An 11244-nucleotide genomic window follows, 5' to 3' on the forward strand; every position below is an offset into this window, starting at 1 on the left:
AGGGGAGAACGTGCACCGTTGACGCCGGTTCGCCGAGGCGGGGCAGAACGGTCACCGCGTGCGCGGACCGTACACCGTGAGAAGGGAAACCATGTTCCGCTGGGAGATCGTCCAGGCCGTCACCGAGCAGCGGGTGTTCGGGATCGTCAGGGCCGCCGGGCCCGGCGAGGCGGTGGCCGCCGCCGAGGCCGTGCTGGACGCCGGGCTGCGGGCCGTCGAGGTGGCGCTCACCACGCCGCGCGCCCTCACCGCCGTCGCGCGGCTCACCGAACAGCGGCCAGGAGCGCTCGTCGGCGCGGGCACCGTGCTCGACGCCGCCGCCGCCCGAGCCGCCGTGGAGTCCGGCGCGCGTTTCCTCGTCTCGCCCAACCTGCACCCCGAGGTGATCCGCGCCGGCCACCGCTACGGCGTGCCGGTCTTCCCGGGCGTCTCGACCCCGACCGAGATCGTCCGCGCCTTGGAGGAAGGCGCGGACGCGGTGAAGATCTTCCCGGCCTCCGCGGTGTCGCCGTCCTGGCTGCGTGACGTACGGGCCGCGCTGCCCCAGGTCCCCGCCATCCCCACCGGAGGCGTCACCATCGACAACGCGCCGGAGTGGATCGCGGCCGGCGCCGTGGCCTGCGGCATGGGCTCCGCGCTCACCTCCGGCGGCGCCGAGGCCGCCGGCCGGCGCGTGGCCGCCCTGCTGGCCAGGCTCGCCGAGGAGGTGCGGTGATGACCGTCGCCGTTTACGTCGGGCCTCAGCCCGTGCCGGTCCTCATCGACGCGGTACGCCGCGGCGGCGGTGAAGTGGTGCCGCTGGAGCGCGCCGAGGCGATCGTCTACTACGGCAACGACGATCCCGACGAGGTGCGCTCCATGATCCACGACGGCATCCGGTGGGTGCAGCTGCCGCACGCCGGTATCGAGCGGTGGGCCGATGCCGGCGTCATCACCGATGACCCGGTCTTCACCGCCGCCGCCGGCTCGTACGGCCCCGCCGTGGCCGAGCACGCGCTCGCCCTGATGCTGACGGCCGCGCGCGGGCTGCACCGGCTCGCCAGAGCCACCCGGTGGGGGCCCAACGCGTCCCAGGAGTTCGCCGGCTCCACCGTCGCGATCGTGGGCTGCGGCGGCATCGGCCGGGCGCTCATCCGCATGCTGGAGCCGTTCGGCTGCACGGTCGTCGCGGTCACCGACCGGGGCGACGTGCCCGGCGCCGCCAAGGTCGTGCCACGCGCCCGCTACCGCGAGGCGCTGCCGGAGGCCGACTACGTGGTGGTGGCCGCGCCCGCCACGCCCGACACGAGAGGCATGATCGGCGCACCGGAGTTCGCGCTCATGCGCGAGAGCGCCTGGCTGGTGAACGTCGCCCGCGGCGGGCTCGTCGTGACCGACGACCTGGTGGCGGCGCTGCGCGCGGGCCGCATCGGCGGCGCGGCGCTGGACGTGACCGACCCCGAGCCGCTGCCCGACGGGCATCCGCTGTGGGGCATGGAGAACGTGCTGATCACACCGCACTGCGCGAACCCGCGTCCCGCCTACTGGCGCGGCCTGGCCGAGCGCGTCACCGCCAACGTGCGGCGCCTCGCCGAGGGTGCGCCGCTGGAAGGCCGGGTCAGCCCGTCCGAAGGCTTCTAGAAGTCGCTTCTAGGAGTCCAGGTTGATCCTGGCTCCCGCGCTCAGTCCGGAGTCGTGCACCTCCAGGCCCGTGGGCTTGAGGTTCTTCGGCAGATCGAACACCAGCGTGCCGGTGAACGCGCCGCCGGGCTCGATGCGGATCGGCATGATCTCCTTGCCGTTCTTGTCGAGCAGCATGGTGCCGCCGTGCAGCACGTCGTCCTCGTCGATCAGCTTCTGCTGGCCCGGGTAGAGCACCCTGGCCTCGTGGCCGACGTTGTTGATCTTCACGCCGATCCGGCAGGTGCGCTTCGTCGCGTCCTTGGCGGGCTTGGGGCACGTCGTGCTCGTCACGGCGAACCTCAGCTTGCCGTCCTGCACCGGGCCGTCTGCGCCGGCCGGCGGGGAGCGGAATAACGAGGCCAGCGCCACCAGCAGCAGGACCAGCAGCACGGCCGCGATCACCAGGGCGGTCAGGCAGCCCGCGAACACGCCCCGCTTCGGGCGGGCGGGCCGGTAGCCCGGCAACGGCCCCTGGCCGGTCGTCGCGTGGTGCGGAAGCGGCGCCCGCCCCCTCGGCAACGGCCCGGTCCGCTCAGGATGCGGCACCTGCCCAGGCGGCTGCGGTGCCACGCCCGGCACGGGTCCCGTGCGCTCGGGGTGTGGCAGCTGGGGGCCCCGCGCGGCTCCCGGCGTCGGCCCGGTGCGCTCGGCCGGCGGCGGCATGTGCGGGCCGCGGCCGGGACCGTCCGGGCGCGGGCCATGGCCGGGACCGTCCACGTGCGGCGCGCGGGCGTCCGGGCGCGGCGGGCGGGCGGGTCCCGGGACGGGGCCGGTGCGTTCCGGTGGCGGGACCACGTGCGGCCCGTGGGCGAGCGGCGCGAACTCCGACGGGTTCCACGCGTTGGTCAGGTGCTTGGTCGCCGCCAGCTGCGCCGCCGGCTCGTCGGCGGCCTCCACCAGCTCCAGCAGCAGCTGCCTGGCCGTCGGCCGCCGCGCCGGGTCGGGGTGGATGGCCGCCGCCACAAGCCGGTCCAGCGGCGTGGGCAACCCCCGCAGGTCGGGCGGCGCGGTACGGGCCCGGGCCGCCATCACGTACGCGTCCCCCTCGCCGAACGGATGCCCGCCCAGCCCCGCGTACGCGATCAGCGACCCCCACGCGAACACGTCCCCCGCCGGGCTGGTCCGCCCCTCGAAGACCTGCTCGGGAGCGATCCATCCGGGTGTGCCCATGACCATGTTGGCGTTCGTGTGCCGGGAGTCGACGTGCGTGGACCGCGCGAGCCCGAAGTCGATCACCCGCGGCCCGGCCAGCGTCAGCATGACGTTCGCCGGCTTGAGGTCGCGGTGCACGAGCCCCGCCGCGTGGATCGCGGTCAGCGCCGCCGCCACGCCGACGGCGGCGGCGTGCAGCACGGACGGCGACAACGCCCCGTGCTCGATCAGATGGTCTTCCAGCGAGATGCCGTCGATGTATTCGGTGACGAGGTAGAGCACACCCCGGTCCTCGCCGTGGTCGAGCACCCGCGCCGTGCAGAACGAGGCCACCTTGCGTGCGTTGGAGACCTCCTCGTGGAAACGCGCGCGATAGACCGGGTCGGCGGTGAAGTCCCTGCGGATCGCCTTGAGCGCCACGCGCGACCCGTCGGCGGCCTTGGCGAGGTAGACCACGCCCATGCCGCCGGAGCCGAGACGGCTGATCAGCTCGTAGGGACCGATCGCCGGCGGGTCTTCCGGCTTCAGCGGAGTGCCTGCGGAGCGCCCCAATGTCGCCGTCCTCTCGCCGTCGTCATCCCGTCTCAACCCGAACCGATCCTCCAGCCGGCCCCTCGTGTTGTGGCAACCCCGAACCGTACGGCCGCCCGGGGCATCCCGTTTGTACCCCAGACTCTAACGGAGGTCAGGCCTCTACGTTGGCCACTGGCCCTGACCAGGCATGGCTCAGGGGCGGACGGAGGTGCGGCGGGCCGGGCGCATCGTCACCCGCAGCCGCGAGACGTCGAGCGTGTACGGGAGGGGCCGGTGCGGGGAGAGGATCCGGCCGACCGGCTTGGGGCGGGCCATCTGCACCATGCCGCCAAGGAAGGCGCCGGCCACCGCGAGCGTCAGGTGCACGCCGTCGCAGCCCGGCCGGGCCCACCACTCGTCCGCCGCGGTGCCGTCGAGCCAGATCTCGGGCGCGAACGTGTTCGCGTACGGCAGGCGCGCGCTGCGCTGGTGCGCCGCGAGCGGCACCAGCACGGCGGTGCCTGCGGGCAGGGTGGTGCCGTACCATTCGGTGGCCACGGCCGAGACCTGGGACAGCGCGGGGACCGGCGGCCACAGGCGCAGCGCCTCGCGCAGGCAGGCCCGCAGATGGTCGGGCTCGGCGCGGGCCGTCCTGCGATGACCGGGGTGGGTGGCGAGCAGCGCCAGCGTCTGCATGAGGCCCGTCGCGGTGACGCCGAGCCCCATCAGCCAGAAGGCCGCCTGCATGAGCCGGCGCGACTCGGACGCGCGGGACGTCTCGGCGATCAGACCGGCCAAGCTGCCCGGCTCGGCGCGGCGCAGGTGGTCGAGGATGCGGGTGTCGTAGCGGCCGGACAGGATCTCCCTGCGGCGCCCGGCCCGCCGCCTGGCCGCCCGCGTGAGCCGCGCCAGCAGGCTGGTGAGCTCCTCGTCGCCGGCCCCCCCGTCGCCGTACACACAGCGCCTGGCCACGCGCTGCCAGCGGGCGTTGAGCCGCCGGTAGTCCACCACGCCGTCGGTCAGCTCCGCGGCCTCCTCGCGGGCGATCTCGATGAACGCCGGGCGCAGAACGTCCGTCGGGACGTTCAGCCGGCGCTCCTCGGCCGGCGCGTACGCGTTCCGCTCCTCGTCCAGCACGCGCAGCACGTCGCGCTTGGACAACACCAGCAGCGCCGGGCCCCGCGGGCCGCGTACCAGCACGGGGCGGCCGCCGTACCGGGATTCCAGGTCGGCCAGCAGAGGGCGGGCGCGCAGCGGGTCGCGCCCGGGAACCACGTGCGGCGCGCCGTGGGTCATGAAGGCGGCCGCGAGGCGCAGGCTCTCCAGCGCGGTCGCCCGGGGCAGGCCCCTAGGCACGCGAGGCCTCCCCGGCCGGCTCCGCCGAGCCCGAGGCGCGGCGGCCCGGGGGAATCTCCTGAATGGCCGGAGCGGGGAAGGAATCCATGACCACGATGTGATCGCTGCGACGCGCCGCCCGCAATCACGGGTTTCGGCCACTGGAACGCTTTGGTCGCGGAGCTATGGAGCGTTCCAGTGGCCGGAACGTCTACACGCCGAGGAGCGCGGCCGAGATGGCCTGAGCGGCCCCGCGTACGGCGATGCCGAGCTTGCCCAGCGGCACGGTGTGGGCGCGGGCGGCCACCCCCAGGGACATGCAGATGCGGCCGCCAGGACCGAACACCGGAGCCGCCACACAGGCCACGCCCTCGGCGAACTCCTCCGAAGCGTAGGCCAGGCCGTGGCGGCGCACCTGAGCCAGCTCGCGTTCGAGCCCGGCCAGGGTGATGATCGTCCGGCGCGTCATACGCTCGAACGAGCCGCGTGCCAGCACCTCCTCGCGCAGCTTCGGGTCGAACGCCAGCAACGCCTTGCCGGCCGCCGTGCAGTGCAGCGGCGTCCGGTCCAGGCCGTCGGAGGGGGAGCGGACCCGGTTGTGGCCGTACAGCCGTTCGACGTAGCGGGCCTCCAGGCCGGAGGGCACGGCCAGGTTCACCGTCTGCCTGGTGGTCTCGTACAGGTAGAGAAGGTACGGCAGCACCGCTCGCCGGGTGCCGGGCACCCGGGCCCGGGCGATGCCCGCCATGGTCTCCAGCAGCTCGCCGGGCACGTAGCCGTTGCCCACCCGGGTGGCAAGCTCGCGCGAGCAGAGCACGCCCAGGATCCGGTGCGCGGTCGACTTGGGCAGGCCGGTGCTGCGGCACAGCTGCGCCAGGCTGACCGGTCGGGAGGCCGCGCTCAGCGCGAGGAGGATGTCGATCCCCCTCTCCAAGCTCCCCGGCTGCGGCACCGGGCGATCGTCGACGAGCTGTGGCGCTTGGCTGACGGTTTGCGTGAGCATCTATGTCCCTTCGCTCTCCGGGAGCAGGAGGGGGGTCCCCGAGACTGTGGCTTTACATTTCCTGGCCTACCCGGCCGCCGCACCCTCGAATACCCGTGCTGATGAGCTCTGCGTACACCGACACAGCCACCTCACCAGGCGTTCTGGCCCCTATGTCCAGACCCGCCGGAACGTCTCGATCTGGAGCTGACGCCATGCGGGTCAGCGCAGGGCGGCGGCCTCCGAGGCGAGCTTCTCCACGCGGCCCCAGTCGCCGGCCGCCAGCGCGTCCGCAGGGGTGAGCCAGGTGCCGCCCACGCAACCCACGTTCGGCAGCGCCAGGTACTCCGGCGCGGTGTTCACCCGGATGCCGCCCGTCGGGCAGAACCGCACGTCCGGCAGCGGCCCCGACAGCGCCTTCAGGTACGGCACCCCGCCCGCGGCCTCGGCCGGGAAGAACTTCAGCTCCTTGATCCCCCGCTCCACCAGCGCCATCACCTCCGACACGGTGGCGGCACCGGGCAGGTACGGGACCCCGCTCGAGTCCATGGCCTCGACCAGCGACAGGGTCGTGCCCGGCGAGACCAGGAACCTCGCCCCCGCGGACACCGACGCCGCGATGTCGTCATGAGTCCGGATCGTCCCGGCGCCCACCGTCGCCTCGGGCACCTCGTCGGCGATCCTGGCGATCGCCTCGCGCGCGGCCGGCGTGCGCAACGTCACCTCGATGACCGGCAGCCCACCGGCGACCAGCGCCCGGGCCATCGGCACGGCGGTCTCGACGTCCTCGATCACAACGACCGGGATCACGGGGGCGAGATCGAGCAAGCTCATGGGTTCTTTCTCCTCATTCGGCCCCTCACAGGCCGTCTAGTACCGAACGCCGGCCGCGCGGGCCGGCGCCGTTCGTCAGCCCACCAGCTCCCTGCGGGCTCGCTGGCTCAGCCAGGCGGCCGCGCCGGTCAGCGCCGGCTGGGGCGCGACGATCAGCGCGGTCCCGATGGCCGCCAGGTATGCGGCCATGTCCGGATTCGCAGCGAACCGCGTGCGGAAGCTGCTGGTGCGCACGCGTTCCACGATACGTGGCAGCACTCCGCCGCCCAGGTACACCCCGCCCCGAGCGCCGAGAGTCAGCGCCACGTTGCCCGCGAAGCTGCCCAGCATCCCGCAGAACACCTCGATCGTCTCCGCGCACAGCGAGTCGTCGAGTCTGGCCGCGATGTCCGAGGCGTTCAGCTCGGGCGCGCTGACGCCGTTCACCTGGGCCAGCGCCCGGTGCAGCCGGACCAGGCCGGGACCGGACAACACGTGCTCGGCCACCACGTGGGGCAGGCCCTGCGCCTGCAGCACGCGGACGATCTCCAGCTCCCGCCGGTCCACCACCGGCACGGTGACATGACCGCCCTCACCGGGGATCGGGGTCCAGCCGTGCTCGGTCGGCACCAGCCCGCCCACGCCGAGCCCGGTGCCGGGACCGAGCACGGCCTTGACCCCGTAGCCGAGCTCCGGCCCGCCCAGGGACACCAGGTCGTCGCCGTCCAGGTGGGGCAGGGACACGGCCAGCGCCTCGAAGTCGTTGAGCAGGCGTACGTAGGGGATGCCGAGATCGTGCACGGACCCGGACCAGGCCGAGTTCGTGAGCCGGTAACGGTCGCCATCGATCGGCCCGGCCAGGGCCAGGCAGGCCGCCCCCGGCCGCACTCCGCCGGCGTGCTCCGCCAGGTAGGCGGTCACGGCCTCGGAGAGGGTGGCGTAGTCCGCCCCGGCCAGGACCGCGACGTGCGAAGGCCGCGCGCCCAGCGAGGTGACCAGGCCGAACCTGGCATTGGTCCCCCCGATGTCGGCGACGAGCCACGGAAGGTCAAAGGCACTCACCACACACCTCCGGCAGTCAGGGCAGCGTCAAGATCGCTCGCCATACACGGAAGGATGCCATGGATGCTCCCGCCGCCCCAGAAGGGGGCGCCGGCCCCGGCTTCGTGCGCGGGACGGTCGCGCCGGGCGGCGTGCGGGTGCGGGGTGGCCGCGGACGCGTGAGCGAACGCGGGGGCGGTCACCGGGCGAGTCCGGCGGGGCGAGCGCCTACCGGGGTGCCCGTCTCCAGGTGGGAGGCGCCGGCCTCGGCCGGGAAGCCCAGTCCGGGGCCGTGGTGCGGCGACTCGGCGCCGCTCACGCCGAAGATCCCGGCCCCCTGCTCGGCGTGCCCCGCCATCCGGCGGAACGCCGCGAACAGCTCGCGCCCCGTACCGACCCACTGCGCGTCGCTCAGCGGCCGCCCCTCGGGCGTGCGCCGGGCCAGCTCCTCGGCCGGCACCAGCAGCTCCAGCGTCCCGGCCGCCGAGTCGAGCCTGATCACGTCGCCCTCGCGGACCAGCGCGATCGGCCCGCCGTCGGCCGCCTCGGGCGACAGGTGGATGGCCGCGGGCACCTTGCCGGAAGCGCCGGACATGCGCCCGTCGGTGACGATGGCCACCCGCTGACCCCGGTCGAGCAGCACCGCCAGCGGCGGCGTGAGCTTGTGCAGCTCGGGCATGCCGTTCGCGCTCGGCCCCTGGTAGCGGATGACCGCCACGAAGTCCTGCCCGTCCAGCTCGCCCGCCTCGAACGCCTTCAGCAGGTCCAGCTGGTCGTCGAAGACCTTGGCCGGCGCCTCGATCACCAGGTGCTCGGGCTTGACCGCCGACACCTTGCTGACCGCGCGGCCCAGGTTGCCCGCGACCATGTGGATCCCGCCGTCGGCCGAGAACGGCTGCGCCACCGGCCGCAGCACGTCCAGGTCCTTGCTGCCGCCGGTCACCGGCGCCCACACCAGCGAGCCGTCCACCAGCGAGGGGGCCTCGCGGTAACGGTCGAGGCCCGGGCCGGCCACGGTCATGACGTCACCGTGCAGCAGCCCCTCGTCGAGCAGGTCGCCGATGAGCACCTGCATGCCGCCGGCGTCGCGGAAGTGGTTCACGTCCGCCTGGCCGTTCGGGTAGATCTTGGTGAGCGACGGCACGACCCCCGACAGGCGGGCGAAGTCATCCCAGGTCAGTACGATCCCCGCGGCGGCCGCCATGGCGACCAGGTGCAGCGTGTGGTTGGTGGAGCCGCCCGTGGCCAGCAGCGCGACGCAGGCGTTCACGATCGCCTTCTCGTCGACGAGCTCGCCGATCGGCGTGTACTCCGCCCCGTGCGCGGTGATCTCCACGGCCCGGCGCCCGGCCGCCTCGGTCAGCGCGTGACGCAGCTCGGTGTGCGGGTTGACGAACGTCGAGCCGGGCAGGTGCAGGCCCATGACCTCCATGAGCGCCTGGTTGGAGTTCGCGGTGCCGTAGAAGGTGCAGGTGCCGGGGGAGTGGTACGACTTGGCCTCGGCGTCCAGCAGCTCCTCCCGCCCGACCTTGCCCTCGGCGAACAGCTGGCGGGTGCGGGCCTTGACCTTGTTCGGCAGCCCGGAGGCCATCGGCCCGGCGGGCACGAAGATCGCGGGCAGGTGCCCGAAGTGCAGCGCCCCGATGAACAGCCCAGGCACGATCTTGTCGCACACGCCCAGCAGCAGCGACGCGTCGAACATGTCGTGCGACAGCGCGATGGCGGTGGCCATGGCGATCACGTCACGGCTGTAGAGCGACAGCTCCATGCCGGCCCGCCCCTGGGTGATGCCGTCGCACATCGCCGGCACGCCGCCCGCCACCTGCGCCACGCCCCCGGCCCGGCGCACGGCGGCCTTCAGCTCCGGCGGGTACGTCTCGTACGGCGCGTGGGCGGAGAGCATGTCGTTGTAGCTCGTCACGATCGCCACGCCCGGCTTGGCTGCGTTGCCGACACCCCGCAGGATTTGCTTGTCCTCGGCGTCCGCCGAAGCGAAGCCGTGCGCCAGGTTCGCGCAGCCGAGGTGGGCGCGGGCCGGGCCCTTGCCCTTGGCGGCCTCGCCGTCGCGCCGGATCCGCGCCAGGTAGGCGGCGCGGCTGGCGGCGCTGCGCTCGGCGATGCGTTCGGTGATCTCCTTGATGATCGGATTCACATGTCCTCCTCGTGCCAAGCGCGACCGCTGCGGCCGAGCAGTTCGTGGGCTCCAGCGGGGCCGGTGGTTCCGGCCGGGTAGGGCTCTGGCAGGGCGGGGTCGGCCTTCCAGGCGTCGAGGATCGGGTCGATCCAGCGCCAGGCCGCCTCCACCTCGTCGCGGCGCATGAACAACGTCGGGTTACCGGCCAGCACATCGCTCAGCAGCCGCTCGTACGCCTCGGGCACCCGCGCCGTGAACGTCTCGCCGAAGCTCAGCGACATCGGCACCGGCTTCAGCGTCACCTCGCCCGCGCCCGGCTCCTTGGCCATGATGTGCAGCTCGATGCCCTCTTCCGGCTGCAGCCGCAGCACCAGGCGGTTGGGCGTGCCGCCGGGGAAGATGGAGTGCGGCACGTCCTTGAACTGCACCACGATCTCCGAGCGCCGGTACGGCATGCGCTTGCCGGTCCGCAGGTAGAACGGCACCCCCGCCCACCGCCAGTTCTTGATCTCGGCCCGGATCGCGGTGAACGTCTCCACCCGCGCCGAGGCCTCGGTCGGCGGCGTGGAGCCGGGCTCGTCGAGGTAGCCGGGCATGTCGCCGGCGCCGACGTACTGGCCGCGCACGGTGAAGCGATCGACCTCCGTGCCCGCGATCGGCCGCAGCGCCTGCAGGACCTTGACCTTCTCGTCGCGGATGGCCTCGCGGTCGTTGCGGGCCGGCGGCTCCATCGCGGTGAGCGTGAGGAGCTGGAGCAGGTGGTTCTGCACCATGTCGCGCAGCGCGCCCGCGTGGTCGTAGTAGCCGCGCCGGCCCGGCGTGCCGACGGTCTCGGCGGCGGTGATCTGGACGTGGTCGATCCACAGCGAGTTCCAGACCGGCTCCAGGAAGGCGTTGGCGAAGCGCAGGACGAGGAGGTTCTGGACGGTCTCCTTGCCCAGGTAGTGGTCGATGCGGAAGATCTGGCGCTCCTCGAAGATGGCGCCGACCTCGTCGTTGATCGCCTGCGCGCTCGGCAGGTCCTGGCCGAGGGGCTTCTCCAGCACCACGCGCGAGCGCGGCGTCACCAGCCCGGCCTCGGCCAGCTCCCGGCAGAAGGGCCCGAACGTGCGCGGCGGGCTGGCCAGGTAGAACACCCGGTCACGCGACTCGAAACCAGACAACAAGCCGGACAGCGCATCCCAGCCGGACTTGTCCGAACCTCCCACGTCGACCGACACGTGGTGCAGGCGGGCCAGGAACCGCTCCCACACGGCCAGGTCCTCGATCGGGACCTGGTCGCGGACTCGGCGACATTCAAAGCCGTCGCGTACTTCGGCGTCCACCTTGCCGCGGAAGTCGGCGTCGGTCAGTCCGCCCCTGGACATGGCGATCACGCGGGTCTCCGGGGAGAGCCGGCCCTCCCTGTCGCTGTGGTACAGCGCGGGGAGCAGTTTGCGCATGGACAGGTCGCCGGTTCCGCCGAAGACGACGAGGTCGGCGGTGTGGGCGGGGGTGGGTTCCGGGTGGGTGGACACGGTGAGGGGCTCCGATGATCTACCAAAGCAGGGACAGAACGGACACTAACGAGAGTTTGGGTCATAGACAAGCGGAGTTTTGGTATTTGAGATAA

The 11244-nt window shown here is 73.1% G+C and carries 9 protein-coding genes; 2 read left to right on the forward strand and 7 right to left on the reverse strand.

The window, feature by feature from the left end; all coding sequences use genetic code 11:
* Positions 1 to 91 precede the first annotated feature (91 nt).
* Both EDD27_RS12845 and EDD27_RS12850 read left to right on the forward strand, forming a co-directional pair.
* Positions 92 to 715: a bifunctional 4-hydroxy-2-oxoglutarate aldolase/2-dehydro-3-deoxy-phosphogluconate aldolase gene (locus EDD27_RS12845; RefSeq protein WP_127932637.1), complete on the forward strand. Its 624-nt coding sequence runs from the start codon at positions 92 to 94 to the stop codon at positions 713 to 715.
* Positions 715 to 1620, forward strand: a complete 906-nt coding sequence (locus tag EDD27_RS12850) for a D-isomer specific 2-hydroxyacid dehydrogenase family protein (RefSeq protein ID WP_127932638.1) — start codon at positions 715 to 717, stop codon at positions 1618 to 1620. The genes EDD27_RS12845 and EDD27_RS12850 overlap by 1 nt, the downstream gene beginning before the upstream one ends.
* Before the next feature lie 9 nt (positions 1621 to 1629).
* Here the strand turns inward: EDD27_RS12850 and EDD27_RS12855 are convergent, their stop codons facing one another.
* The 7 genes from EDD27_RS12855 to zwf form a co-directional block, all read right to left on the reverse strand.
* Positions 1630 to 3402: a serine/threonine-protein kinase gene (locus tag EDD27_RS12855; RefSeq protein WP_127932639.1), complete on the reverse strand. Its 1773-nt coding sequence runs from the start codon at positions 3400 to 3402 to the stop codon at positions 1630 to 1632.
* 138 nt (positions 3403 to 3540) lie between these two features.
* Positions 3541 to 4683: a cytochrome P450 gene (locus EDD27_RS12860; protein WP_127932640.1), complete on the reverse strand. Its 1143-nt coding sequence runs from the start codon at positions 4681 to 4683 to the stop codon at positions 3541 to 3543.
* A gap of 190 nt (positions 4684 to 4873) precedes the next feature.
* Complete coding sequence (locus EDD27_RS12865) at positions 4874 to 5665, reverse strand: IclR family transcriptional regulator (protein ID WP_127932641.1); 792 nt, start codon at positions 5663 to 5665, stop codon at positions 4874 to 4876.
* A 201-nt stretch (positions 5666 to 5866) separates the two neighbouring features.
* Positions 5867 to 6478 carry a bifunctional 4-hydroxy-2-oxoglutarate aldolase/2-dehydro-3-deoxy-phosphogluconate aldolase gene (gene eda / locus EDD27_RS12875; protein WP_127932643.1) on the reverse strand — a complete coding sequence of 204 codons (612 nt, stop codon included), beginning with the start codon at positions 6476 to 6478 and terminating at the stop codon, positions 5867 to 5869.
* A 75-nt stretch (positions 6479 to 6553) separates the two neighbouring features.
* The gene (gene glk, locus EDD27_RS12880; RefSeq protein WP_127932644.1) at positions 6554 to 7519 is read right to left on the reverse strand and encodes a glucokinase; all 966 of its coding nucleotides are present in this window, start codon (positions 7517 to 7519) and stop codon (positions 6554 to 6556) included.
* A gap of 178 nt (positions 7520 to 7697) precedes the next feature.
* On the reverse strand, positions 7698 to 9650 hold the full coding sequence (gene edd, locus EDD27_RS12885; RefSeq protein WP_127932645.1) for a phosphogluconate dehydratase: 1953 nt from the start codon (positions 9648 to 9650) through the stop codon (positions 7698 to 7700).
* Complete coding sequence (gene zwf / locus EDD27_RS12890; protein ID WP_127932646.1) at positions 9647 to 11149, reverse strand: glucose-6-phosphate dehydrogenase; 1503 nt, start codon at positions 11147 to 11149, stop codon at positions 9647 to 9649. Before zwf ends, edd begins: the two co-directional genes overlap by 4 nt.
* Positions 11150 to 11244: the final 95 nt, after the last annotated feature.

Origin of the sequence: Nonomuraea polychroma, from assembly GCF_004011505.1 — a bacterium.
Taxonomy (GTDB): Bacteria; Actinomycetota; Actinomycetes; order Streptosporangiales; family Streptosporangiaceae; genus Nonomuraea; species Nonomuraea polychroma.